This window comes from Labrenzia sp. THAF35 (assembly GCF_009363595.1).
Lineage (GTDB): Bacteria > Pseudomonadota > Alphaproteobacteria > Rhizobiales > Stappiaceae > Roseibium > Roseibium algicola.
This window is the reverse complement of the sequence record NZ_CP045380.1, coordinates 6,027,384-6,053,003: the sequence shown is the minus strand read 5'-3', so window position 1 is coordinate 6,053,003 and position 25,620 is coordinate 6,027,384. Positions and strand designations below refer to the sequence as shown.

26 protein-coding genes, 1 tRNA gene and 1 riboswitch are annotated in these 25,620 nt (G+C 58.5%); of the genes, 16 read left to right on the top strand and 11 right to left on the bottom strand.

Translation table 11 applies throughout. The annotated features are described in order from the left end of the window. The first annotated feature begins 7 nt into the window (after positions 1-7). From FIU93_RS27780 to FIU93_RS27730, 10 genes are all read left to right on the top strand, one after another. A complete protein-coding gene (locus tag FIU93_RS27780) occupies positions 8-1,702 on the top strand; it encodes a hypothetical protein (RefSeq protein ID WP_152507382.1) in 1,695 nt (564 codons plus the stop codon). Then, positions 1,703-2,683, top strand: coding sequence for a hypothetical protein (locus FIU93_RS27775; RefSeq protein ID WP_152507381.1), 981 nt, complete (start codon positions 1,703-1,705; stop codon positions 2,681-2,683). A gap of 2 nt (positions 2,684-2,685) precedes the next feature. After that, entirely contained in the window at positions 2,686-3,246 is a 561-nt protein-coding gene (locus FIU93_RS27770; RefSeq protein WP_152507380.1) for a DUF4376 domain-containing protein, read from the top strand. Positions 3,247-3,416: 170 nt separating this feature from the next. Next, complete coding sequence (locus FIU93_RS27765) at positions 3,417-4,655, top strand: phage tail sheath family protein (RefSeq protein ID WP_152507379.1); 1,239 nt, start codon at positions 3,417-3,419, stop codon at positions 4,653-4,655. An 11-nt stretch (positions 4,656-4,666) separates the two neighbouring features. Continuing rightward, positions 4,667-5,173: a phage major tail tube protein gene (locus FIU93_RS27760; RefSeq protein WP_152507378.1), complete on the top strand. Its 507-nt coding sequence runs from the start codon at positions 4,667-4,669 to the stop codon at positions 5,171-5,173. A 7-nt stretch (positions 5,174-5,180) separates the two neighbouring features. After that, positions 5,181-5,618 (top strand): hypothetical protein, encoded by a 438-nt coding sequence (locus FIU93_RS27755; RefSeq protein ID WP_152507377.1) that lies wholly within the window; start codon positions 5,181-5,183, stop codon positions 5,616-5,618. A 172-nt stretch (positions 5,619-5,790) separates the two neighbouring features. Beyond that, positions 5,791-8,013, top strand: a complete 2,223-nt coding sequence (locus FIU93_RS27745) for a phage tail tape measure protein (protein WP_152507375.1) — start codon at positions 5,791-5,793, stop codon at positions 8,011-8,013. Next, a complete protein-coding gene (locus tag FIU93_RS27740; RefSeq protein ID WP_152507374.1) occupies positions 8,010-8,402 on the top strand; it encodes a hypothetical protein in 393 nt (130 codons plus the stop codon). The genes FIU93_RS27745 and FIU93_RS27740 overlap by 4 nt, the downstream gene beginning before the upstream one ends. Before the next feature lie 3 nt (positions 8,403-8,405). After that, entirely contained in the window at positions 8,406-8,642 is a 237-nt protein-coding gene (locus FIU93_RS27735; protein WP_152507373.1) for a hypothetical protein, read from the top strand. Beyond that, positions 8,639-9,646 (top strand): contractile injection system protein, VgrG/Pvc8 family, encoded by a 1,008-nt coding sequence (locus tag FIU93_RS27730; RefSeq protein WP_152507372.1) that lies wholly within the window; start codon positions 8,639-8,641, stop codon positions 9,644-9,646. Before FIU93_RS27735 ends, FIU93_RS27730 begins: the two co-directional genes overlap by 4 nt. A gap of 4 nt (positions 9,647-9,650) precedes the next feature. Here the strand turns inward: FIU93_RS27730 and FIU93_RS27725 are convergent, their stop codons facing one another. Further along, a complete protein-coding gene (locus tag FIU93_RS27725) occupies positions 9,651-10,187 on the bottom strand; it encodes a hypothetical protein (protein ID WP_152507371.1) in 537 nt (178 codons plus the stop codon). Between the two features lie 163 nt (positions 10,188-10,350). Between FIU93_RS27725 and FIU93_RS31925 the strand changes: the two genes are divergently transcribed. After that, a complete protein-coding gene (locus FIU93_RS31925) occupies positions 10,351-10,551 on the top strand; it encodes a Com family DNA-binding transcriptional regulator (RefSeq protein ID WP_152507370.1) in 201 nt (66 codons plus the stop codon). Beyond that, positions 10,518-11,225, top strand: a complete 708-nt coding sequence (locus tag FIU93_RS27715; protein WP_152507369.1) for a site-specific DNA-methyltransferase — start codon at positions 10,518-10,520, stop codon at positions 11,223-11,225. The genes FIU93_RS31925 and FIU93_RS27715 overlap by 34 nt, the downstream gene beginning before the upstream one ends. Before the next feature lie 438 nt (positions 11,226-11,663). Here FIU93_RS27715 and FIU93_RS27705 read toward each other — a convergent pair. Continuing rightward, positions 11,664-11,737, bottom strand: a tRNA-Gly gene (locus FIU93_RS27705). Positions 11,738-11,906: 169 nt separating this feature from the next. On the opposite strand from FIU93_RS27705, the gene FIU93_RS27700 reads away from it, so the two are divergent. After that, positions 11,907-12,707, top strand: coding sequence for an ion transporter (locus FIU93_RS27700; protein ID WP_031269660.1), 801 nt, complete (start codon positions 11,907-11,909; stop codon positions 12,705-12,707). Between the two features lie 232 nt (positions 12,708-12,939). On the opposite strand, the gene FIU93_RS27695 is transcribed toward FIU93_RS27700, so the two are convergent. Further along, on the bottom strand, positions 12,940-13,488 hold the full coding sequence (locus FIU93_RS27695) for a YigZ family protein (protein WP_055658106.1): 549 nt from the start codon (positions 13,486-13,488) through the stop codon (positions 12,940-12,942). A gap of 6 nt (positions 13,489-13,494) precedes the next feature. Next, a complete protein-coding gene (locus FIU93_RS27690; protein WP_152507367.1) occupies positions 13,495-14,631 on the bottom strand; it encodes a 2'-deoxycytidine 5'-triphosphate deaminase in 1,137 nt (378 codons plus the stop codon). A 138-nt stretch (positions 14,632-14,769) separates the two neighbouring features. Next, positions 14,770-14,849, top strand: a riboswitch (SAM riboswitch). 45 nt (positions 14,850-14,894) lie between these two features. Between FIU93_RS27690 and FIU93_RS27685 the strand changes: the two genes are divergently transcribed. After that, positions 14,895-16,094, top strand: coding sequence for an O-succinylhomoserine sulfhydrylase (locus tag FIU93_RS27685; RefSeq protein WP_152507366.1), 1,200 nt, complete (start codon positions 14,895-14,897; stop codon positions 16,092-16,094). Here the strand turns inward: FIU93_RS27685 and FIU93_RS27680 are convergent. Next, complete coding sequence (locus tag FIU93_RS27680) at positions 16,091-16,708, bottom strand: CDP-alcohol phosphatidyltransferase family protein (protein WP_031269656.1); 618 nt, start codon at positions 16,706-16,708, stop codon at positions 16,091-16,093. The two genes, FIU93_RS27685 and FIU93_RS27680, sit on opposite strands and share 4 nt — an antisense overlap. 210 nt (positions 16,709-16,918) lie before the next feature. On the opposite strand from FIU93_RS27680, the gene apaG reads away from it, so the two are divergent. Further along, complete coding sequence (apaG, locus tag FIU93_RS27675) at positions 16,919-17,320, top strand: Co2+/Mg2+ efflux protein ApaG (protein ID WP_023001798.1); 402 nt, start codon at positions 16,919-16,921, stop codon at positions 17,318-17,320. 13 nt (positions 17,321-17,333) lie between these two features. Here apaG and FIU93_RS27670 read toward each other — a convergent pair whose 3' ends face one another. The 3 genes from FIU93_RS27670 to FIU93_RS27660 form a co-directional block, all read right to left on the bottom strand. Then, positions 17,334-17,738 (bottom strand): hypothetical protein, encoded by a 405-nt coding sequence (locus FIU93_RS27670; RefSeq protein WP_152507365.1) that lies wholly within the window; start codon positions 17,736-17,738, stop codon positions 17,334-17,336. 109 nt (positions 17,739-17,847) lie between these two features. Beyond that, entirely contained in the window at positions 17,848-18,948 is a 1,101-nt protein-coding gene (locus FIU93_RS27665) for an alpha/beta fold hydrolase (RefSeq protein WP_152507364.1), read from the bottom strand. 18 nt (positions 18,949-18,966) lie between these two features. Further along, entirely contained in the window at positions 18,967-19,380 is a 414-nt protein-coding gene (locus FIU93_RS27660; RefSeq protein ID WP_023001795.1) for a tellurite resistance TerB family protein, read from the bottom strand. A gap of 322 nt (positions 19,381-19,702) precedes the next feature. Between FIU93_RS27660 and FIU93_RS27655 the strand changes: the two genes are divergently transcribed. After that, on the top strand, positions 19,703-21,361 hold the full coding sequence (locus FIU93_RS27655) for a lysine--tRNA ligase (protein ID WP_152507363.1): 1,659 nt from the start codon (positions 19,703-19,705) through the stop codon (positions 21,359-21,361). 80 nt (positions 21,362-21,441) lie between these two features. Here the strand turns inward: FIU93_RS27655 and FIU93_RS27650 are convergent, their stop codons facing one another. The 3 genes from FIU93_RS27650 to FIU93_RS27640 form a co-directional block, all read right to left on the bottom strand. After that, positions 21,442-22,245 carry a pyrroline-5-carboxylate reductase dimerization domain-containing protein gene (locus tag FIU93_RS27650; RefSeq protein WP_152507362.1) on the bottom strand — a complete coding sequence of 268 codons (804 nt, stop codon included), beginning with the start codon at positions 22,243-22,245 and terminating at the stop codon, positions 21,442-21,444. 226 nt (positions 22,246-22,471) lie between these two features. Continuing rightward, positions 22,472-24,448, bottom strand: a complete 1,977-nt coding sequence (locus tag FIU93_RS27645; protein ID WP_152507361.1) for a methyl-accepting chemotaxis protein — start codon at positions 24,446-24,448, stop codon at positions 22,472-22,474. A 227-nt stretch (positions 24,449-24,675) separates the two neighbouring features. Continuing rightward, positions 24,676-25,617 carry a hypothetical protein gene (locus FIU93_RS27640; protein ID WP_152507360.1) on the bottom strand — a complete coding sequence of 314 codons (942 nt, stop codon included), beginning with the start codon at positions 25,615-25,617 and terminating at the stop codon, positions 24,676-24,678. Between the last annotated feature and the right edge of the window lie 3 nt (positions 25,618-25,620).

The window sequence follows — 25,620 nt, the reverse complement described above, 5'->3', positions numbered from 1 at the left end:
GGTTCCGATGCCAACCGACGCAATTACAGCACAACTCGGCATTCCGAAGCCGGACCCGGCCAACAATGTCGATTATGACTTCACCCGTATCATCCTGGCGATGGAGATGATCGATGGATTTATCCATGCGCTCCAGACGGCACTTGCTGGCGTTGCGCCTTCAAATCATACCCATGTCATTGACGATGTAGACGGCCTGCAAGCTGCGCTGAACGCGCTGGCAAACAGCATTGCCAACGTGTCCGGCACGCTTGCAGGGCTGGAAGATACGGACGTATCCGACGCTACACAGGGCATGCTTCTGCAGTATCTCAATGAGAAGTGGGTGTCTGTTGCCGCCAAGGCCGCGTTCTTTGCCATCGACCCGATCAACGGTCTTTCCGCGAACAACGTCCAGGCAGCGCTCGCCGAGCTGGTGCAGGAAGTCACGACACCGACCGTCGATCCTTCTGTCGCGTCGTATGAATGCGATGGCGAGACCGACACCTTCACGCTTCCCGCAACGCCCAATTCAAAGAATGCCGTGATCCTCAACCTCAATGGGGTCTCGGTGCTTCACGAAGATTTCACGCTGGACGGTTCGGACGTCACTTTGAGCTACAAGCCTCCTGATGGGATTACGCTCAACGCCTTGGTGTTCACTGCTGTTGAGATCGGCGCGCCGTCTCTCGAAACTGTAGGCTTCGCACAGTTGTCGAAAGACGTGTCGGAACTGGCCCTTATCAGACAAGCGCTCACGGCATCCGGGGAAAAGCCTTTCCGATGGAATCACGCCTGGAACCCGTTCATGAAGTTGAACACGCGGGGGCAGGCAGCATATAGCGCGAACGGATACACGCTCGACAGGTGGTATTCGAGCCGGTCAGGGGCTTTCGGTGACGTGACGAGGGAAGTCTTGACGCGCGGTGAAGACGGCATGCCGTTTGAAATCCTGCACTATCTGCAATTCGACGTCACGACCGGCAGCGACTATTGCCGAATAGAGCATAGGTGGCCTTCCGCCCGTCAGTTCGCCGGGAAGACGATCACGGTTGTCTTCTTGGCTCGTGGCGTTAACCCAGGAGGCGGCAGTCTCCTATTATCTGCAGATCAGTATTTCGGAGCTGCATCAGCAACGCCAACTCGCTTCACCGTGGATAGCGAGGACATTATCTTGAACCCGACGTGGACCATCCACGCGGTGAAGATGGATGTCCCCGACATCGACGGCGTGGATCTTCAGTCAGACAGTTACTTCAGCGTGCGGATGGGGCAAGGCCTTGATGCCTCTACAGATGCGTGGAGGCTCAACATGACCGGGTTCCTGGTCATTGAAGGCGACGTTCGCGACGAGTTCACCGTGCTTAACGATGTTGTGCGCCACTACCGTGGCGACGATGTCGAAAAGGACCGGTGCAACTTCTTTTGTCGCATGATCGAAGGTTATGCGCTCCAAGGCACTGTCGTAACGGCTAGCTCCGCAAGGTTCAGTGCGACCTACGGGCACATGAACCGCGACCCAGACGTCACCTTGGCTACGTCCGGAGCGATAAGCGTCTACTCCAATGGGTTCAGGACATTCAACCCGCCGAGCATTGGAAGCATCGGGGCCAAGACGACTGCGCTCACACTAATCATGGATGGGTCCTCAGGGATGACGGTCAATCAGCCTGCCGAGTGTGTCCACAACGGCAACGTCCTTCTCTTGGAAGCTGAGGTTTAAATGACGTTTCTTCCGCAAAGCCTTATTGACGGTCCGGTTGGACCCAACAAAGACCTTGTGATCAACGGGTTCATGGATGTGAACCAGCGCGGTCTGGGTAGCCGAACCACTACAGGTTTGGTTCATGACCGGATGTCGGTATTTGCCTCGGAACTCCCCGGCCTTTTCTCTGCCGATGATATGGCGTTTCCGCCAGCACATGGTCAAGTTCCGCAAAACCCGGATAATTATCTGCGCGTCTCTTTCAACGGCACCCTTGGAGGGGCCGGAACGGAGCATTACGCAGGGTTCAGATACAAGTTCCCTTATCCGCAGAGGATGACCAATCAGGAGTACACTGTTGAGTTCTACGGGCGTGTGAATAATCCGCTGACTGTGGGCATTGAAGGGAGGCTTGCAGCAAACAGCGGCAACCCTGCCGATGACGTAAATGGCATTGACTACAAGACGCATGCAATGACCACGACAGGGATTTGGAAGCGCAACAGGTTTTTGATCAACGTCCCGACTTGGACTCCTTCGGCTCTCGGGAGCTTTGCGCGGTACGAGCTGCTTTTCTGGCTCTCCATGGGGGCAGCTCGTACCGAACCGCTCAATGTTGGCCCGCAAGCCGCTGATTTCGACATTGTCAATTTCGGGGTGTTCCCGGGGAACCTTCTGCATGTGCCGGGAGATCTGAAGGGACTGCGGGACGCCGGTATGGAGCTGCTGCGGAGCCAGCGGTTCTTCTACCACATACCGGGGATTACGCTTCGGGGGCAGACGGCGGGTTTTTACTACCAAACACCAATAGGCTTGCCTTTCACTATGATCAGAGATCCTGACGTCACCTATTCGTTTGCTTCGAACGTAGGCTCGTGGTCTGGCCACGCAGTTACTTCCGAACCCGGATACATAGAACTCGCGGCAAGGCTCGACACCGTAGCCGGGTCAACCACGCGATGCGGGTTTTCAGCCATTAACGTAGATGCGGAGATTTAGGGATGCAGGTCACAGAAATCCACTTCACCGATGAAACCGAAACTCGCGTCGAAGTAACGTTCACGCAAGACGGTGCAGAGCGCTCCGGCAGCTGGGCCTGGCCGATCCGGGATGACGGCAAGGCCGAGGCTGTCGCCGCGTTCCTTGCTGCACAAGATCCGGCATTGTTGAAGCCGGCTCTGAAACCGGTGCCAGGCGTAACCAACGACCAGATTAACGCCGCGCGCGATCGCCGGATTGACGCCGGTATTACCTTCAACGGTGTGCTGTTCCAGACCCGCCCCGAAGATCGCGAGAACATTCAGGGCGCTTATTCCCGCGCTCAGTCGGCTATCTTGATCGACGGTGCACAGCCTGGTGATTTCACCTGGCACGGTGGCCTTGGCGACTTCGAATGGATCGCAGCAAACGACAGCCGCGTAAAGATGGACGCGCAGACCATGATGGCTTTCGGGGAGGCAGTCCTCGATCACAAGTCAGCGCATATCTTCGCTGCAAACGCCATCAAGGCAATGGACCCGGTCCCGTCCGACTTCGATGAGATCGCCGCGCTCTGGCCTTGATCGGCATAAACCCGTTGCATGTCGGGGCCGGTTTCTGGCATGCTTCCCGCGATCTCAGGGAGTGAGATTTTCTAGGGCTGACAGGTGTCAGCCCCTTTTTTTTGACCATTGCGCCGATCTTCAACGCTGATTGAACCGCCCTTAAACCCTTGGCCGGAGACAGCGTAGATATGAGCGCCATTGTCCCAAATGTTGGCACCCGCGTCTTTTCCGATTTGACGCCCACTGTTGCGTCGATCGACGCCCGTCAGACTTACATTGGCATGTGCCTGCCGGCACCGAACGCCGACAACTCCATTGAAATGCACAAGCCCATTGCCGTCTCGACGGAAGACAGCGAAACAATTGCTCTCCTGGGTGACGGTGTCGCCAAGGATGCCATCGAGCAGATCGCCATGGCGGGCATTTCCACTGACATCATCTTTTCCCGTTGCGAGGATGATCCCGACGAGGCTACGCAGCTCGGGCACATCGCCGGCAGCGCCGCAAGCAAGACCGGCGTCTGGGCGCTGGCAGAGGCGCTTTCGGAAATCGGGCTTGAACCCGGCCTGATCATTGCACCGGAGTTCAGCCACCAACGGCCGGGCGATGCTGCCAACCCCGTGGTGACGGCCGCCGAGGGCGTCTGCAACAAGATCATCGACTGCTTTGTCGTTGCCGATTGTGACGGAACCACCCGCGAGACGGCCGCAGCCTCTGCAGCAGACTTCGCCACGTCGCTGAATATCCTGATGGGATACCCTCGGGTGAAGATCTGGAAGAACGGAGCGGACGCGACCGCGCCGATGTCCACGTCCTGGGCGGCGCAGATCCTGAAGCGGGACGCGGAAGCCGGCAACCCCTACAAAGCTGCCTGGAACCGACCGCTTGTCGGCATTCGCGGCGTTGAAACGCGGGTGAGCCATCGCGATGGTGACCCGACCTCGGACAGCAACTATCTTTGTCAGGCCGGTGTTGGCACGATCATCGAGAACAAGCTTCTCTGGGCACCTTTCACCACGGCAACCGATCCGACAGTGCGGGATTACCGCTCGATCAAGCGAATTCGGACACGCCGGTCCATCGAGAAGGCGTTTATCCGTGCCATGCGCAAGTACATGGCGGGCGACCTCGGGCCGCATCTGGCCACGCTCATCTACCAGACGATTTCCGAGGCCTGCGCCGAACGGCAGGCATTCGGGGCGATCATCGATTACGAGGTCATCTGGGACCGCAAGCTCAACCCGAACACATCGCTTCGGGACGGCGCTCTCAAGGTCAAGCTCCGTTTCGAGGAAACGCCGGACCTGGTCGACCTGCAGATCTTCACCGAACCGCAGCCGGAGGCCTTTGACCTTCTGGCCGCCAATATTGCGCAGGCACTGGAAGCTCTGGGTGACCAGAACATCCGGGTTGCTGATACGAACTAAAGGAGCATCCCATGGATCGCGTGATTTATGGCGCAAACTGGTACGTCGATACGCTGAACCAGCGCCTGCGCCTCGATAGTGTTCAGCTGCCCAACCTGAGCCGTGTCCAGGACACGATCACTTTGGCCGGCAGCTGGATGTCTTTTGAGAACCCCGGCGAGATCGAACCGCTGACCGCACCCTTCTCGCTGAAGGGTGCCCACGACGACATTCGGTCCCTGTTTGGCAAGGAGGCCGGTGACTGGACCACGTTCTATTACTACGAACGCCTGCGCGACCTGCAGGCGGGCAAGAATGTCGGCCGTGTGGTCATTCTGAAAGGATTGATCAGCGCTGTCAGCCAGCCGAGCGTTGCCAGCAAACGCGGCGGCCAGACCGAGTATCAGGTGGGCTCGATCGTCTCTTATGAAGACATTGTCGAAGGCAAACGGATCCACCTGTTCGACTTCTTTGCCAACAAGATGGTGATCAACGGCGTCGACTACAGCGCCGAACACAACGCCATCATTGCCGCTTGAGCCGCCTATGACCGACAAGAACCCTTCGAACCTTGACGTGCCTCTGGACAAGATCCAGCTCCCACCTGCAGAGCTGACGGACGAACTGGACAATGCCCCGCGCAGTAGCACGGACGAGACCTCCCAGGAGAAGGAAGTCGAGATCGCAGAACTCGATTTCCTTTCCGAACCCGATACTCGCGTTAGCCGGGTTCCCCTCGAGCATGCCTTTACCTGGGAGGGCAAGAAGGTTGATGCCATCTATGTTCGGCGATTGACGGTTGCCCAGGTCGGGCAACTGGCTTCAAAACTCCAAAGCGGCGCTTTCGATCGCTACGACATCTATGCGGCTCAGACCGGTTTCCCGGCTGCTGTGCTGCGCGGTCTGATGGATGATGACGGCGATGCCGTCACTGAAAGGTGTCAGGATTTTTTTCCCCGCGCCTTCCGGGCGGACAGCGAATAGCGGCACGGCCGGAAGACTGGCGACGTATTGCCGCTCGTGTTGCGGCCATCTTGCACACACCGCTGCCTCAGGTTCTCCGGCTCGACTGGTCGGAGTGCCTTCTTTGGTGGAAAGAGGCCGATGATATCCACGGTGAAACCTTTGGTCTCCTAAGGAGAGGGTAAGCGGCAAAATGGACGTCTCTCTTAAGCTCCGACTTGACTACAAGGACCGTGGTGCTCGCCGCGCCAAGAAAGACCTGCAGGAACTCGACAAGGTTGCCGATCGGCTGGATGGCGCCGGCGCGACCAAACTCGGCCGTGATCTCGATAAAGTCGGCTCAAACGCGCGCCGGGCCGCAACTGCTCTGGAGTTGCCGGCAAACAAGGTTCGCGCGCTCGATGCGCAAAAAACAGATCGAGTGGAAGGCGAACTCAACAGCTTGAAACGCGCGGCCGAAAAGGCCGGTACCAGCCTTGAACGTCCAGCCAAAGAACTGAGGGCGCTCAACCGGCTCAGCACGGATCGCGTAGAAAAGGAAATCAAGGACCTTGGCAAAGCCGCCGACAGGGCGGGAGACAGGCTGAAGGATCTGGATAAGACCAAGTTCACCCGGTTCAATGACGAAATCAACAAAACCTCGGACAAGATCGACCGGCTTGGAAAGAAGGCATCCAACCAGACAAATCTGATCGCCCCAACCAACAAGCTCAACGGAGCCATGGGTGTGTTGGGGACGACTGCCGGCAGTACGTTCGGTGCGCTCCTGGCCTTTGCCAGTGTCGACAACATCGTCCGGGGTTTAAACGAGCTTGAACGGGGCTTTAATGATCTCGATCTCGCTGCCGCGCGTGTCGCTATCACAGCTGAAATGCGTGATCCCGCCGCAGTTGCCCGGATCAAGTCGGAGAACGATCAGATTGGCAACCGATACGGCAAGACGCCGGAACTCGTAAACTCGGCTCGAAACGTTTTTGCCGCTGCCAACTTCCCGCTTGATCAACAGACCGGCTTGCTCTGGAAAACGGTGGAAGCGTCCCATGCTTCCGGATCTGACCCTGCGATTGTTGCAAGCGCTGTTACGGCAGCGATCAACAACCTTGGCATCACACCGGATCAGGTGCCGGCCTTCCTCGACCAGATCGTCAAGGGTGGCAAGGAGGGCGAGTTCGAAATTGAAGCGATGGCCCGGTACTTCCCGGAACTTGGTGCGCTCTACAGCGCCAGTGGTCGGTCGGGATTGGACGCCTCGGCCGAACTGATCGCATTGGCCCAGGTGGTCCGCAAAGGTGCTGGCATGGAAGGCCCGGCCGCTACCAACCTGCAGAACCTCTTGTCGAAAATGGCAGCTCCCGACACGGTCAAGAACTTCAAGGAAAAGGGTGTCAACCTGGAAGGCATTTCGAAGCGGGCCCAGCAGCAAGGAACGCCCTATATCCTGGCGCTCCTGGATGAAGTCCAGCGCCTGACCGGTGGCAACGAGTTCGCCATTGGTGAACTCTTCGGCGACATGCAGGCGAAGTCTGCCCTCCGGCCGCTTCTGAACAATCGGAAGTTCTACAACAATGCTTTCGATGCAATCCGGAACGACTCCCGTGGTGGCATCAAGGCGGACGCCGATTTTATCGACAGCACCCCCGGCGCTGAAGCCGCTCGCCGTGCGGCTGCCATGGGACAGACCGGCCGGGTAGCAGGTTCCTTCTGGGGGCAGCTTAAAAACCCGTTGATTGACGAAATTCTCGGATGGTTCAATCCGTCCTACCGCCGCCAAGAGGACAGCATTGAGAATGAACGGCGGCTCCGGGGCGTCAACGTCGAAGCGCTGGAGCTGGAGATCAGGGAACTGCGCGGACAGATCGACAGCCGGCCGGAATCTCGGTTCGGATTGCCGGACACCGCCCGGTTGCCGCTGGAGCTGCGTTTGAAAGACCTTGAATGGCAGTTGCAGCAAGCGCGCAAGGTACAAGGTATCGATCCGCAGGCTTTGCCAAGTGTTCCATCCGGCCCGTTCCCCAGAGCCAAACCCGGTTGGGATGGATGGGATCGCTTTATCCCTGGAAGCCAGTCCCTCCGGGATGCGGGCGGCGAAGCCGGGTCTAAGTTCGCCGACGCCTTGAGTTCGGAAGCCGCCAAGGCCGGCGCGATGGCAGACGAACTGAAATCTCGGTTCTCATTTACCGCAACTCCAACCATCAAGCCGAGCTTCTCCGGGGCCGACCCGATCTCGATGCGCAAAGGCGCTGAGCGGAGTTTCAGAACCGCGCCGGCAGCCTCTCAGCCAGCGATGAATATCAACAACACGTTCAACCAGGCGCGCGATCCCGAAAGGGCCGCCCGAGAAGCTCAACGCATGCAGAACCGGGCGATCCGGAGTGCGCGCGCACGGTCGCTTCATGACACGGGAGACCTCGCATGAGTTCACTGGTTTCCATCGGGGCGGCACAGCTCAAGGTCATCGGGCTGAACCCGCAGAACGTCTCGCTGTCCAGCGAAGCAAGAGTGCCCGGCCGGGCAACCTATACCGGCATGGACTATCAGCTGACCGGGATTGGCGAGCGATCGGCACGGCTGGAAGTTCTGACCCTGCCTTTTGTCTTTGGCGGCATGGATGCCCTCGGCTGGCTGCAGGCACAGCATCTAAGCCAACTGCCTGTTCTCTATCTGCGTCTTGGGGCGAACCTTGCCGCCGATAATCTCGGCCTCGTTGTCATCCGCGAACTCTACATCGATGAGGACCGCTTCCATCCCTTCACCGGCCGGGGCCGGACACTCAATGCCGAAGTCGGCCTTTTGTTCGTGGTTTGAAACATGCCGAAGATAGTCACCAGATACACAGTTACCGAAGATGCCGAGCGGATTGACCGTATTGCACGGGATCTTTACGGCAGCGAACGCGGCGGCTCGGCCGAGGCGCTGATCAATGCCAATCGCCGCCTCTCCGGCACCATGAAAGACCCTTCCGGCGATGTGGCATTCGGCACGATCCTGAGTGTTCCCGAGGCACCCGTAGCGCCTGACGAAACACCGGTGAGGCCTTGGGAATGATCGGCAAGCCGTTTGTCATTGTCGCGGGCGCTAAGACGCCAAACCTTGTGCCCTTATGGGGTGGTTCCCTGTTGCGCGTCACGATCACGGATCAGGCAGGATACGAGAGCGACGAAGCGGTCCTGACCTTTTCCGCGCCGCCGTACTCACCGCCTCCGAAAGGAACCAAATACACCATCAGCGCCGGCATGCTGCCGGGTGCGGCTGTGCAGTTCGGTACCTTCTCTGCAAGCCGGACGGCGTTTGGCGGAAGCCCGGAAGACGGTGACACGATGGAGGTCTATTGCAGGGCGGCCGACTTCATTGACAAGATGAAAGCAACGGGGTCCAAGCACTATGACCAGGAGGGTGGTTTCGGCACGGCAGGCAAGATCTTCAAAGACCTTGCCAAGGAGGCGGGCGTCTCTGCGCTGGTGAGCTCGGCGATCGAGAACATCAAGATCCCGTACCGGCTCCGCTGGAACCAAAGCCCACTCGATTTTGCCACCGAGCTGGCCGATGAAATCGGCGCGATCGTCAAGCCCCAGGCGGGCAAGCTTCTTGTCCTTGAGCGCGGCAAGGCACAATCCGGATCGGGCAAGGATCTGCCGCCGATCCTGGTCAACCGGAAACAGTGCTACGGCTGGGATGTCGATATCGAGGAACGGCCGGCCCACGAGAAAGCGGAGACGACTTGGTACGACCCGAAGAAGGGACGCCTGAAGCAGGAAACCCAGAACATCGGAAAGAAAGGCGGCGCATATGCGCCCATGCATCTGACACCGACCGAGACTGAAGCCAAGAAGACTGCCGGGGCGGTGGCGTCTGCCTTAAGCCGATGGACCGGCTCCGGGTCTTTCGAGATGCGCGGCAACCCGTTTGCCGTTGCCGGCGCTCCGGTCACCTTGACTGGCTTCGGAGCAGCGATCGAGAGCATCAAATGGGTGTCGACCGTGGTCACTCATACGATTGATCCGGAGGGCGGTGGCTGGACCACGATGGTGGAAGTGGAGACAAAGGAATGAGCAGTTACAGAGGAATTGCGCCTATCAGCTGGAAAACGAAGCCGGTCACAATCATTATCAGTGCTATTGTTGAAAAGTCCCATTTCGCCTCGGAAACGGCTAGGTCATACTGGCCTCGGAGGGCTGATCGAGCTTTTTCAAAGGCGGCGCGTCTTTCCGTATCGCTTACATCTTCGCCGTCAATTACCGCAGCCAGTTCATTCCACGCGCTTTCAATCCCGGTATCGTGGAACGTAAACCTCACGAAGCCCCTCAGGATGCCACGAACTAATTCGCGGTTTTCTTTGAACGCTTTACTGGCTCCCGCCAGAAGCCTTTCGTCTTCCGGGCTTAAAGTGAAGGGCGGCTTTTCTTCAACTGCTGAATGCTTCCACGCATCAAGCGTAACCTCGAGGTCATTTAGCAACTTGAGAGACTGCTTTCCTTCGGCCTTTCGATATACCGCGCGCCAGTTTTTCGCGACTATTGTGACACCTACGATGTCAAGACCCAGGCCGGCAACGGTCCACCAAGCTTGGTCAAAAAATAACACGATGCTCATCTTCGCACCTCCATAGCTGACGAGCGGTCCGGACTTTCGTCCGGACGGCGGGCCTCCAACGCCAATCTTCAGCCCGCCCGGCAGTATCTGACAACCACCGCGCCCGGTGCATCGCGCGATGCTCGGGCTTTATGGATGAGTCGCCATAAGGTTGTCACTCACGATGAATGAAATCCGCTGCGGCTCTTGCCGCAAACTCTTGATGAAGTCGGCCGAGCGAGCGATCGTTGGCCCTGTAGAAGTCAAATGTCCCAGATGTGGGACGCTGAATAACCTGAGGCCCCTAGAGCCCTTCTCCGAACGCCCAGAGCGCCAAATCCCGGAGAAGACATGTCCTGGCAACTCTTCCAGCAAGACGCCCTGACCTGGCTGCATGATCAATCAGCCGAACAATATGACGCCCTCGTTACCGATCCGCCGTATAGCTCTGGCGGATTGCATGCCGGCAGCCGCACGGCCGATAGTGCCAACAGCAAGTACGTGAATGATCCGAAGAAGTATCCGGAGTTTTCCGGCGAAAACCGAGACCAGCATTCTTACATGCTCTGGTCGACCCTTTGGCTCACTGAGGCCCACCGCGTCCTCAAGCCCGGCTCACCGTTCATTGTCTTCACCGACTGGCGACAGCTGTCCGTCATGATCGATGCAGTCCAGGCAGCCGGGTTCACCTACCGGGGGTGCGTCCCCTGGGACAAGACGGAAGCTTGCCGGCCGGCCAAGGGGCGGTTCCGCCAGCAGGCCGAGTTCATCCTTTGGGGATCTAAGGGGGCATGGCACGACAAGGATGGTCCCACATATCCGGGGATCATTCGTTGTGGTGTTATGGCGGCCGGTCCCAAACTTCACACCACGGGAAAGCCGCTGCCGTTGATGGATGCGCTTGTCCAGGTCTGCCCGCCCGGTACCGTGCTCGATCCCTTCACAGGATCGGGCACAACAGGTGTTGCGGCCCTTCGTGCCGGCCGTCGCTTTGTCGGCTGCGAGCGGGAAGCGGCTTATTACGATATTGCGAGTGAGCGGCTTTCAAAGGCCGTGTAAAGTCCCTTTAAATACTCCGTAACAACAAGGGTACGCGGATGCCTAATGTCGACTGGAAGCAAGCGCCGAGACAAGCACGTTGGTGGGCGATCGATGCAAACGGTCAAGCACATTGGTTCTGCGTACCCAATGTCGCAGCCTTCACCGACTTCTGGTTCTCCGAACCGATACCAGCGCCGGACTTCAACTATCAGGGGGATTGGCGGGGCAGCCTTATCGAGCGTCCGAGTGAGAAGGATGGCTAGTGCCAAACGGCAATAGATTCCTCTTGGGAGCGCGCGCCTCTGCCGGTGCTCTCTCAGCGCGCAATCTGGGTGCCATATGGTGTTGCGCGTTTCGCCAAGCGATTTTGCGCGCTACACCGGAAAACCCCACAGGTCGGCGAAACGCTGCGATGAAGAAAAGTCACTGAAAAATTCGGGAATTGGATTGGTTGTTTGGAGCGGGTGAGGGGAATCGAACCCCCGTCTTAAGCTTGGGAAGCTTCTGCTCTACCATTGAGCTACACCCGCCGAACCTGATGAGCTTTCTGCGCCGACTTGCCCGACCTGTCAAGCACGCTTGTCTGATGGGTCGATGCTTTTCCAAAGCGCTGCGATCTTGCGTTGCGACGCTGAAATCGCCATGTTCCGGCCCGGGCAGTGCGGTACGCACGAAAAGACATCAAACCGGGTCATATATATGCGAAATCAGGTCAGGGCGCTGGTCACCTCACGCAACTGGGAAGTCTGCATCATCGGCGTTATCGTTTTGAATGCGGTGACGCTCGGTCTGGAGACCAGTCCTGCTGTCATGGCAGAGGTAGGCAGTTTCCTCAGGCTGGTCGATCAGGTGATCCTGGGCATTTTCGTCGTTGAACTGGCTCTGCGGCTCTATGCCCATGGCCTGAAGTTCTTCAAGGATCCCTGGAGCCTCTTCGACTTCAGCATCGTTGCAATCTCGCTGATGCCGGCAACAGGCAACCTTTCCGTTCTGCGGTCGCTGCGAATCCTGAGGGCTCTGCGCCTCATTTCCGTCGTACCGTCCCTGCGCCGTGTTATCGGCGGGCTGGTGGCCGCCCTGCCGGGCATGGGCTCCATCGTCGTGCTGATGGCGCTGGTCTTTTATGTCTTCGCCGTCATGGCGACCAAGCTCTATGGCGAAGCCTTTCCGGAATGGTTCGGCAATCTGGGCGCATCGCTCTACACGCTGTTCCAGGTCATGACCCTGGAAAGCTGGTCCATGGGCATCGTGCGTCCGGTCATGGATGTCTATCCCTATTCCTGGCTGTTCTTTGTCCCCTTCATCCTGTGCACGGCCTTCACGGTGCTGAACCTCTTTATCGGTATTATCGTCTCTGCCATGCAGGAGGAGCACGAGGCCGAAGCAGACGCCAACCGCCAGGCCATTCATGACGACACAGGGCTAATCCTGGAAGAGGTCAGGGCGCTTCGAGCAGAACTGAAAGAGCTGAAGGCGGAAGCCGGCAAGACGCGGACGTAAGGCGGCGCGGTGGACTGAAGCAGAGGCATCAGCCGATGAACCGAGAGCTATAGACTGACCGAGGCGTCGTCCCTTGGCTGAACCGTGGGAACCAGGACACTCCGTCTCCTGAACCAATTGTCTCTTTGTGACCAAGATCCCCGTATGGATTGCCGGATCAAGCCCGGCAATGACGACCGGGGGAGGGGCTGGCCCTAGTGACTTGGAAGGAGTGACGGGACGTCGACGATCCCTAAAGTTCAGCCAGAACCTCTTCCGGCCCTTCGACGGTCAGCGTCACTCCGTCTTCGGTGTAGTCGCGCGCCATGACGGTGAGGCCGAGGGTCTCGATCCGCCGTTCCAGTTCCGATCCGGACGCAAAATCTGCGCGAACTGTTTTCGACAGTATCTTTTGAAACGGTACCAGGTCGGCGTTATTGATCGCATCCTGCGCTGCGCCTGAATAGGCTCGGGCGAGGCCCCCACCGCCGAGTTTCGTGCCGCCGAAATAACGCACGATCAGAACAGCGCAGTTGATCAGGTCTGCCCCTTGCAGCACGCGCAATGTCGGCATGCCGGAGGTGCCAGCCGGTTCACCGTCGTCCTTGCCGCTCTCCTCAATCCGGTCGTCTTCCAGAAGTCTTCGGTGCGCCGTGACGATGTGATTGGCCTTCTTGTGTTCCTTGCGCAGCTCTTCCATCCGCTGGTCGAACATGTCCACCGGCACCAGATGCGCCAGAAAGCGGGACTTCCGGTCTTCCAGAAATCCTTCGAACTCACGGGTGACGGTTTTCAGGGCCATCGGCGGTCAGGCGGGTGCCTTGAAGTGCTTGGACAGCTTGAGTGCCTGGCCCTGATAGTTGGAGCCGATGCCTTCGCCGTAGAGTGTCGCCGGGCGCTCCGCCATGTGTTCATAGACCAGACGCCCGATGGTCTGGCCGTGTTCCACGATGAACGGGACATCATGTGAGCGGACTTCAAGAACCGCGCGTGAGCCGACACCACCGGCACTGGCGTGGCCAAAACCGGGATCGAAGAAGCCTGCATAATGGACACGGAATTCGCCGACGAGCGGATCGAACGGCACCATTTCGGCCGCATAGTCCGGCGGCACATGCACAGCTTCCTGGCTGACCAGAATATAGAATGCATCCGGATCGAGGATAAGTTCCGCCCGCTGGCGGCGATAGATAGGTTCCCAGAAATCCAGAACGTCCTGCGCGCCGACGACATCCACATCGATCAGTCCGGAGTGTTGCTTGGCGCGATATCCGATCAGGCTGTTGGGTCCGGTCCCTTCCAGATCGATGGAGAGCTGCACACCGTTGCCGATGCGCTCGTTGCCGCCGCTCATCAATGTGTGGGCCTTGTGCACCTCTTCCAGTTCCGCATCGGGAATGAGCGATTGACCGCGCCGGAAGCGGATCTGGCTGAGGCGGGACCCGGACCGCACGAGGATCGGAAAGGTCAGCGGCGAGATTTCGGCATAAAGCGGACCGGTGTAGCCGGCCGGAATGGTGTCGAAGGCAAGACCGTTGTCTGTGATGACGCGGGTGAAGACATCCAGGCGGCCGGTCGAGCTTTTCGGGTTGGCGGTTGCCGAAATATCGGGAGCCAGGGCGAGGCTTTCCTGCAGCGGCACGATATAGACGCAGCCTGTTTCAAGGACGGCACCTTCGCTCAGGTCGACCGTGTGCAGTTTCATCTGCTCAAGCCGAGCTGCGACCTGGATGTCGGGGCCCGGCAGGAAGCTGGCACGCACCCGGTAGGCTTCCTTGCCCAGACGCAGGTCGAGGCTGGCAGGCTGTATCTGACCGGCGACAGGCGGCGCGTCCGCTGAAATCTCTCCGGCGGCGAACATGGCCTGGATTACCCGTTCCGGCAGAATGCCGTTTGCTGTGAGAAGTGCGCTTCCGTTCAAGACCTGACCCGCTGTGACGTTCATGAAGATGTTCCGCATTATGCTGGTCTATGGTCATTAAAGGATCGGGCCGCCCGCGCCAACAGGCATTCTGGCAGAACGGGGCTTTTGAGAGGATCGTGCGCAAGACAATTGACCTGTGCCCGCTTTTCCCGTAGGACAGGCTCACTTCGTGGTGATTTGGGCCGGCCGGCTTGCAGCCACGTTAAACAAGTTGCTAAAAAGGCCGGAGGTGAGAACCCCGGTCTTGAGGCTGGGGTTTTTTGCGTTTGGAGCGAATGAAAGACATGACTGAGACCACCAAGACCGGAAACAAGAACTGGCGCCCTGCAACCACTCTGGTTCATGGCGGCACCATGCGGTCACCGTTTGGTGAGACCTCGGAGACCATCTACCTGACCCAGGGCTTCACCTACAGCGGTGCCGAAGCTGCCGAGGCCAGGTTCAATGGCGAGGACCCGGGTTATGTCTATTCGCGCTATGCCAACCCGACCGTCACCATGTTCGAGGACCGCATCAAGGCACTGGAAGGGGCCGAGGCCGCGCGGGCAACCGCCAGCGGTATGGCGGCCGTCAATCTGGCGCTGATGGCAGCGGTAAGGGCAGGCGATCACGTGATTGCCGCCAAGGCCCTGTTCGGCTCCTGCCGCTATATTTGCGAAACACTGTTGCCGCGCTTCGGCGTTGAAAGCACGCTGGTAGACGGAACGGACATCGAGCAGTGGAAGGCGGCTGTCCGGCCGAACACCAAGGCCCTGTTCCTGGAAAGCCCGACCAACCCGACGCTGGAAGTCATCGACATCGAGGCCGTGGCACAGATCGCCAAGGAAGCCGGTGCCCGTCTGATCGTCGACAACGTGTTTGCGACCCCGCTGTATCAGTCGCCGTTTCGGCTCGGTGCCGATGTGGTCGTCTATTCGGCCACCAAGCACATCGATGGCCAGGGCCGGTGCCTCGGCGGTGTGATCCTGTCGGATGAGGAATGGATCAACGACGAGGTCATGCCCTTCATCAAGCATACCGGTCCGCACATGAGCCCGTTCAGTGCCTGGGTCCTGTTGAAGGGCCTGGAAACGCTGCCGCTGCGCGTTGCGCGCCAGACGGAAACGGCGGGCAGGATTGCCGACTATCTGGCAAGCCAGTCCAAGGTCGCGCGGCTGATCTATCCGGGCCGGGACGACCACCCGCAGGCCGATGTTGCCAAACGCCAGATGAGCGGCGGATCCACCATGCTGGCGATGGAAATCGAGGGCGGCAAGGAAGCCGCGTTCCGTTTCACAAACGCGCTGGAAATCGTCAAGATCTCCAACAACCTGGGCGACGCCAAGAGCCTGATCACCCATCCGGCGACGACCACGCACCAGTCGATTGGCGAGGAAGCGCGCGCGGAACTCGGTATCACCGATGGTATCCTGCGGCTTTCAATCGGTCTGGAGGATCCGCAGGATCTGCTGGAAGATATCGAGAAGGCGCTCCAGGCGATCTAACGGCCTGTCTGCCGCAGCGCCTTCACGCCAATGAGCACCCGGGCGCCGGCGGACACGACGCATATCGCGGCAAAACCGTAGGCAAGCGCAGGAAACCAGGCGGGGACCAGAGCCATCAGCAGGAATAGCGCGATGGTCTCGGTACCTTCGGCCAGCCCGCCTATGTAATAGAGCGATTTGGAGCCCTGAGCGTCGGTGGTGAGCTTGTTCTTCTCCGCCATGATGGCAAAGGCCAGAAAGGCCGAGCCGTTGGCGTAGAAGCTGGCAAGAAGTGCCACCGCCGGCAAAGCGTTGCTGGCCGGGTCCTGTATGGCAAAGGCCAGAGGGATTGCGCTGTAGAAAAAGAAATCCAGTGTGATGTCGAGGTAGCCGCCAAGATCCGTCTTGGCCGTTGCCCGGGCCAACGCGCCATCGAGACCGTCTGCAAATCGGTTGACCGCGATCAGGAACAAGCCGATCAGGGTATGACCCGTTGCGATAGCGATGGCTGCCCCCATGCCGGCAGCAAAGCCCGCCAGCGTCACGCTGTTGGCAGTAAGCCCCGTGCCGGCAAGGATCAGGCCCAGCCGGTTCAACGGCGGATCGATCAGCGGGCGCAGGTGGGCATCGAACATGAAGAGATCACTGTTTTGGGTCTGACAGATGGTGTTCTTGCAAAATCCGGCCTCAAATCTCAAGCAATTCCGGCCTCATATGTCACAACCCTCTTTCACGCTTGCGTCATTCGCCCTATAAGCCCCTCCTGAACGAGCGGGCACTACCCGTGGAAGTCGCTTCGGACCGGTCTATTTCAAGGTTCGCAGTTCTGAAATTAAGGAAAAGCCGTGTCTGGCAGTTACACCGCCATCACCCAAGGGATCGAAGTCTCCGTCGAGCCGTTTTATCTGGACGATGAATCGCGTCCGGAAGAGAGCGAGTATATCTGGGCGTATATGGTCGAGATCCACAACGGTGGCAGCGAACCGGTGCAGCTGAAGACGCGATACTGGCAGATAACCGATGCCAGAGGGCGCCAGGAAGAAGTCAGCGGTGAGGGCGTGGTCGGCGAACAGCCGGTAATAGAGCCTGGCGAGACCTATGAGTATTCGTCGCACTGCCCGCTTTCGACCGACAGCGGCATCATGGCCGGGTCCTACTCGATGGAACGTCCGGACGGCTCCATGTTCGACGTCGTCATTCCGGCGTTTTCACTCGATCTGCCGGATGCGATCCACAGCCTGAATTGAGGCTATCAGCCGATCAGATACTCAGTAGCCCGCCGACAAAGCCGATCAGCAGCCACAAGATCCACTTGCGGCGGTTGAAGGCCGTCAGCAACGTGACCGCTAGTATTCCGAAGATCAGATAGAGGATATGGCCGACAAAGCCGGTGCCGAGCACCCATGCGAAAAGATCCGGATCCCGGTTCTTTGCCAGATGGAAATGGTCTTCGGCAAACATCACCAGCGCGTCGGCTGCAAGTCCGCAGACAAAGCCTGCGAAGGCAATCATCATTCGCGTGCCCCAGTTCGCCTGCTTTGGAGCGGTGCGAACCTGCACGTACCGGACAGCATAAGGCATGGGGCGCTGTACGCGCAGCCTCTGGCGGCGCCGCCTCAGTGGATAGCGCACACTTGTCCGCTCTCCGATTGCCTGATTGCTCATGTCCCCGTCTCCGCACTGAAGGACCCACAGGTCCCGGCAGCCCACAAGCGTGCTGTCCCCACACCGGTGATAAGGTGCGGCGGATTGAAGGACCGAAAACAAAAAGGGTTCAATTTGATCGATCTGGTGAAGTTGAAAGGCTGTTTGCTGTTGAGGCCTGTTCATTGATCCAGATTGTTATGGTGTCCAGTGCGCCCGGTGCGTAGGCACGGCGCCCCAGGACCATGAACAAGGCCTTCGACCAGGAAGGCATTTGCCCCTCGAGCTGGTAGTTGAAGGCTTCCGCCCGCAACAGCGCATGGGTTGCTTCCGGGACGATCACGAAGCGGTTGGCGGGATTGTTGTCCGTCAGCAACTTTCGATAGATGCCGGAATTGAAATGAGGATCGACATTGAGGTCCTCTGCTCCGTGCAGTGTCAGAACGGGTGAGGAGATACGGGCAAGGGAGGCGGTGGAGTCGGAAGCCGCATTCCGGCGCGCGAAGGTGAAGCGATCTTCCGGCATCGGAACCCTGTCCATGCCGCTGTCGAGATAGTCCTGATAGGAAAAATCCCGGTCTAGAAACTTTTGTCCGTCTTTTGCGTCCTGCGCGAGAGCCTTGTCGACCGACTTGCTGTCTGCACCTGCAAGCTCCAGCCTGCGCCGGGTATAATACCCAGCCTGCCGCAACCAGTTGACGGCCCCGCCGACAATCACGAAGAAATCGCCCTGTGCTGGCTCTTCCGCCAGAATGGGCAAAACCCACCCCGCCTGGGAAAAGCCGAGAAATCCGGCTGGAGACGTCTTCAATTCGGGCTGTTCTTTGGCGGCCGCAAGGGCCGTTGCCGCGAGGCGGGCTCGCTCTTCCATGGAAAAGGAAAGCCAGTTGCCCTGGCTTTCGCCGACGCCAGGCTTGTCCCAGGAATAGACGGCAAGACCGCTATCCAGAAGACGGCTGATGAGAGGCATGTACCCACCGCCGGAATAGCGGTCCGCTGGCCCGTCCCCGTGAACGATCAGGACCAGAGGCGGGTTTGTGTGCCCAGGATCTTGCAGGTGGGGCAGATGCAACGTTCCGGCGACGGAATGTCCGTCGAAGGAAAAGGCAATCGGCCGGCTTTCATATTCAGAAAGATCGAAATCCTGAAGGCCCTGGAAGATCAGGAAAACACCTGCCAGGACGGCTATCGATACCGCCCCGGCCCAGGCGAGGGCCTTCGTTGCTTTCAAATACCTGCTCCGAGAGGATCAGATGGTCCGATGACGGGCAATCGCACCGCGCTCGATTGCGGCAACGGTGAGTTTGTCGAGTTTGAAGCGGTCGCGCAGAAGCTGAAGGATGCGCAATTCTTCCTTCTCGACGTGGAGATCGGCAGCCGCGACTTCAACCCCAAGCGCATATGCGGTGTCGTAAAGCTTTGCCGGCAGGACGTCGCCAACCAGCTCCAGCACCAGCTGCAAGCCGTTGTCTTCCTGCAGGATGTCGCCGCAGCGCTGGGCTGCCGGGATGATCCGGTTGCCGTCATAGCCATTGAAAACGGGCAGCATCTTGATCATGTCGCCGATGGTGGCCAGTTCGTTGTCGGTCATCTGGTTGTCCGACGCCGAGACGATAACCATCACGTAGATAAGGGCTTCCTGTACGCTGATCGGCTCGTTCATAGACACTATTCATTCTCCCGTAGCGCCAAAAGACGGAAAATTTCTTCTTGATCGTGCGCCCGATGTAACGGGTTGGAAGACAAGCTTCAAGTCACCGGTATGAGACAATCGATTGACCGGAGTTATCCGCTTTTTTCCGGCGCGATATGTCCGCAGGCGGAAAGAGTTCGCAAAGCCCGAGATTTCGGTCAACTTAGCTGTGTTCATGTGATTGCACATAGAGGCGCGTTGATCTAGTGTCGCGCCGCAGCAACCGGCCGAAAAGTCAAAAAACCGACCGGGTTGCATTCCATCCATTCTCATGAACAGAACGACTTGAAAAATGACCGATCAATCCCTGCCTCCGCTTGACCTTTCGCAAGAGTTTGTCGAGGCGGCCACGAAATCGAAAGCGTGGCCGTTCGAAGAAGCGCGAAAACTGGTCAAACGGATCGAGAAACGGGGAACGGACAAACCGGTTCTGTTCGAAACGGGCTATGGCCCGTCCGGCCTGCCGCACATCGGCACCTTCGGCGAAGTTCTGCGCACCACAATGGTGCGCACGGCGTTTCGGCTGCTGACCGAAGACAAGATCCCGACGCGGTTGCTGTGCTTCTCCGACGACATGGACGGCATGCGCAAGATCCCGGAAAACGTGCCGGACCGCACAGCGCTTGAGCCATATCTGCAGATGCCTCTGACGGCGGTGCCGAACCCCTTCGGCGGCGACTATGAAAGCTTTGCCGAGCACAACAACGCCATGCTGCGCCGGTTCCTGGATACCTTCGGTTTCGATTATGAATTCGCCAGCGCGACCGAATACTACAAGGCCGGCAAGTTCGATGACGTGCTGATCCGGGCGACCGAGAAGTACCAGAAGATCATGGACGTGATGCTGCCGACGCTCGGCGCGGAACGTCAGGCGACCTATTCGCCCTTCCTGCCGATCTCGCCGACGTCCGGCCGCGTGCTCTATGTGCCCATGAAGGACGTCAATTCGAAGGACGGCACCATCACCTTTGCGGACGAGACGGGCGAGGACATCACGCTGCCGGTCACCGGCGGCAAGGTGAAGCTGCAGTGGAAGCCCGACTTCGGCATGCGCTGGGCTGCGCTTGACGTCGATTTCGAGATGTTCGGCAAAGATCATATGACCAATGCGCCGATCTACGACAAGATCTGCAACATCCTGGGCGGGACCGCTCCGGAACACTTCGTCTACGAACTGTTCCTGGACGAAAAGGGCGAGAAGATCTCCAAGTCCAAGGGTAACGGTCTGACCATTGACGAGTGGTTGACCTACGCTGCACCGGAGAGCCTTGCGCTCTACAATTTCCAGAAGCCGAAGACGGCCAAGAAGCTCTATTTCGACGTCATTCCGAAGGCGGTCGACGAATATTATACCTTCGTCCAGAAGTACGAACAGATGCCGGTCGAGCAGAAGCTTCAGAACCCGGTCTGGCACATCCATTCGGGCAACATTCCGAAGATCGACATGCCGGTGCCCTTCGCCATGCTGCTGAACCTTGTGTCCGCCTCCAACGCGGAAAACAAGGACGTGCTGTGGGCATTCATCTCCCGCTACGCTCCGGGCGTGACGGCGTCGACCCATCCGGAACTGGATGCGCTTGTCGGCTATGCGATCCGCTACTTCGACGATTTCGTCAAACCGACCAAGTCGTTCAAGGTGCCGGACGATGTCGAGCGCACTGCGCTGGAAAAACTGGACGAAACGCTGGCCGCCCTGCCGGCCGATGCGGATGGCAGTGCCATCCAGGATGCGGTGCTGGACGTCGCCCGGTCCATCGAGCGTTATCAGGACCCGTCCAAAAAGGGTCCCGATGGTGGGCCTGGCGTGTCCGTCGTCTGGTTCTCTGCGCTTTACCAGCTTCTGCTCGGGCAGGAAAAGGGACCGCGCTTCGGGTCTTTCGTTGCTCTTTACGGCATTGCCGAAACGCGTGAGATGATCCGCAAGGCACTGGCTGGCGAACTGACAGCCTGATTATCAGACTTCAGGAAAAGCGGCGCACCAGCGCCGCTTTTTTGTTGTCACCTGTGCTCTCCGGCGGAAGAAGCGCGGTATCAGTCTTTGCCGGCAATCGTTCTGACGCGCTCCGTACTGGCGTCCAGCCCTTCACTGATCAGATCCGAAACACCCAGTTCCTTCAGCTTGACGAGACCGGCGGCAGTTGTTCCTGCGTAGTCGACCATCTCCTGAACATGTTCCGCCGGAGATCTGGTGTCACCGGCCATGATTTGCCCAGCCGACAGGATCAGCTGTTTTGCGGCGCGTTCGGCAATATGCCTGTCGACACCGTTTGACCTTGCATAGTCAACAATGCAGTCGGCGAAGAAGGCCGCAAATCCCGGTACCGGACCGGTTATGGCGGTGAAAACCTCGATCTGCTGTTCGTCCTGGACTTCATCACTCGGGCCGCAGGCCGACAACAACGACTGGACGAGGTCCCTGTCTTCCTGCGAAAGCGACGAAGCCGCACACCAGGGGGAGTAGGCCAGCTGCTTGCTCGCCGCCGGGCTCGACATGGCACGAACGACCTTTTCCGAGCCTGTGAGGGTTTTGAGCCTCTCACGCGAGACACCCGCCATGACCGAGAGCACCAGTTTTCCGGGCGCCGAAATGCTGACCGTTTCGACAAGCGCTGGCGGAACCGACAGAAGGATGACATCACAGGCGTCAGCCAGAAGCTGATTGGATGCGGTGAAGGTGATCTCCGGCCAGCTTTCGAAGCCTGCGGCGGTTCCGGATCGATTGGATATCCAGAGCTGGCGAGGTTGGACACAGCCGCTTTCCAGCCAAGCCGTCGCGATGGCGCTGCCGAGTTGCCCGGTTCCACCGATGATGCCGACCTTGATTTCTCCAGTCATGAATACTCCAGATCCGGGACTTCCGAACTCCGAAGCCTAATACCAATCAGGAAAAATAAGAAACCGGCGGATCACAATTGAGCAGAGGTCTGTCAGCAAGTCTGCCTGCATCCAGTGGTGTGAATGGCTGGTGCAGCCGTTCATTCAAACGTGCATGGCGATAAAGCTGATAAGGTGCCCAAGCGGGCACCTTATCAGGATTGTCAGCAGGCGTTTCCCGCGAAGTTTATTTGTCTTCGTCGAAGAACTGGACGCCCGCCCTGGTGCCGTCCACCCAGATGATATGGCCAAGGCGCTCCTTGCCATCGCTACGGATGCAAACGGTTTTGCCCGCCTTTGCATCTTTTACGTCCTTCAGGCCGACACCCGTTACGGACACGTTTTCAAGCTCCACGGTCTGGATGGCGCCGTCCAGCAGAACTTCGGCCTTCTTGCCGACGTCCTGTCTTGGCGACTTGCGGGGTTCCGCGTCTTTCAGATCGGTTTCCATGGCGGCGGCAAGTTCCGTCAGGCCATTCAAGACTTCCTTGCTGGCCTTGTCCAGATCGATGAGAGCAGCGAAGGCTTCCGTGGAATTGCCTTGCTCGGCGGCATGCAGGGCTCTGTGGCCTGCATCATGAACTGCCTTGTGCGGAGTGACCAGGTTGCGGAAGACCGGGTGTGTCTTGATCTTCTCGTTCTTGATGGCGTCGTACCACTTGCCAAGACGGCAATGATGATGGTCGGGCATGCCGGAGGATGCCCAGTCGTCGTGTCCGGTCACCGTATCGACGACACGCTTCTTGAACAGGACATGATCAATCTTCGCCATCTCCAACAGCGACTTGTCGGAATTGGCGTCGAAGAAGTTTTTGGCCGAGCCGCTGAAACTATCGTTGCTCTGTTTCAGAACACGCTGCATGGCGCCGAGCTGCTGATCCGTATTCCGGTTCGATTCAGCGACATTGGCGACGTTGCGAGCGATTTCGTGGCTGGCTTCTTTCTGCTGATGAAGGATGTCCGTAATCTGGGTGACCCGTTCGGAAACATTGCCAACCATCCCGTCGATGGATTGCATGAGTTCATTGGCGGCCGCGATGGCATCCTCGCCATTCTGGATGGCGCCTTCGGAGCTCTGGATGGCTGTCTGGATCGTTTCCATGCCGGCAGTCAGTGCTTCGATCCGCTGCGCGATGTCTTCCGTCGCCTTGCCGGTCTGCGAGGCGAGGGTTTTGACTTCCGAAGCAACGACGGCAAAGCCTTTGCCGGCTTCCCCTGCACGGGCGGCTTCAATGGTGGCATTCAGCGCCAGAAGATTGGTCTGGTCTGCGATGGATTGAATGACCGACAGGAATTCGCCGATCTGCGATGCAGCTTCGCTGAGGTCTGACAGGCTCTGCGCGGTTTGCCGGGACGTTGAGGAAATATCGCCGATAGCACTCGACACGGCCGACATCTTGTCCAAGCCATCCTTGGCGGCGTTGTTTGTTTGAACGGCTTCGTTGGCCGCGCCTTCGCTGTTTTCGGAAATCTGGCCGATGGAGGCGACAAGCTGGTCCGCCGCGGCGGAAATCGACTGGCCGTTCGCGTTGGCTTCCTGGGTATTGCGCGACAACAACGCCATCGACATGACGATTTCGTTCAGCTCGCTGATGGTGTTTGCGGTCGTGCGCAGGTTCTCCAGCCCGATCGTATCCCGCATTTCAGCGTCTTCAATGCGGCGCTGTTCCGTTTCGAACGCACGTTGTGCAAGGATCATGTCCAGAAAGAACCGTGTCACCACGGCCTGCATCTCGGCAATCATGGCCTTTTGCGAAAACCGGTGCTTCTTGACGATGACGGGAAGGATTTCGTTCAACAGTCGGCCAAACGCCGACATCAGCCATTCGGCCTTCAGCCCGATCTTTACGTGAGCCTGACCGATACGCGCAGCCTGTCCGATGAACTCCAGGTCCGGGTCGTGATTGAAGATATATTCCCAGTGTTTGGTTTGCGCATTTTTGAGAGGAACGGTGTTCTTCTCGTGGGCGCCCATTTTCTGGCGCAACTCTTCGTGCGAAACGAGTTCCTTGTAGAAGCGGTCCAGTATGTCGGGCAGGTGTTTTTGAAGGGAGTTCCATGCCGTCTGAGCGGAAGACGTGTCGCTTCCCGTTGAGGACATGAACTTGATGTACTTCGTGATATTGTCAGTTTCGACAATGTTCTTGGGGGCAGGTGCGCTCATATTTCTTTGGTCCTCGTCACGGACTGATAATGTTTGAGCCACTTTCCCTTATGGGCGTAAATATTGAACTAATTGTACTGATTGATTTGTCTATGTATTAACCCTATTCGCCGAAGGTATGAGCTGCTTCGAGGCGCTCGCAAGGAATTTTCAGCAGCAGTGAGAGGCGGTCGGTTGACGAGGAGAAACAAAGGCTTGCTTCAACGCGAAGCGGTGCCGCTCCAGCCCTACTGCACCGGCCGTTCTACTTGCGGGTAATCCTCGATTGCCAGTTGACCGTCCCCCGGCTGTTCCGGTTCGGTCCTCAGGCTCCATTCGACGATTTCCGGGGCAAGTTCCTCAAGGCCTGGCAAGGCAGACGGCACTTCTGTTTCCAGTTCGCTCGTCGGCAACTCGTTCAGCCATTCCGATTGCCACTTGCCGACTTTTCTGTCTCTGGCCTTTTCGGCAAGTTCCATGAAATCGGCAGGTGCGTCCGGCGCCGGATCCGCCCAGCCATAGCGTACAAGACGCTTGCTCAGGTCCATCGATCCGCGGGTGCAGGTTGCCAGAATCTGTTGCGGTCCGGTCTCCTCGATCTTTTCGCATACCACCTTCAATTGCCGCACCAGCCCTCTCAGGAAAGTGCGCGCCCTTGCGCCGCAAGGCCAGGTGCCTCCGAGACGGGAAACACAGGTTTCGTCCGATTTCAGCGGAACGATATGGGCAAGCGTTACTGTCAACCGGTCCGACTTGATGCGTCCGCCGTCAAGAACCTGCACGCGCATCAGCTCCAGTGGGCCATCCGGAACCGGTTCAATCGGTGGATCCTTCAGTTCCAGGTAGCGTTTGGAAGGTTCGATACGTTTCAGGTCACCTTGTACCTGCGGTGCCGATACCCCCTCCGGCGAAACGTTGCGAATGTCGTTCGGCAGCGGCGCAGCTGCAACAACGACGGGTTCACTCTGGGTCTGTGCCGGTTTCTGCGTCTGGGCTTGGGGAGGGGACGACTGCGGAGCGGGCTCGGGCGTCTTTGCCGGCTCGCTTGTTTCCTCGGCGGCGCTGGTGATGCTGCCTGCCGCTACCGGCTCGTCCTGTACGGACGGCGGGTCTGCCAGGAGCAGCCAGGCGAGCAGACCACCTGCGGTGGTCAGCACGATTGCTGGCGTTATGAGAGGCCGAAGCTTCATCAA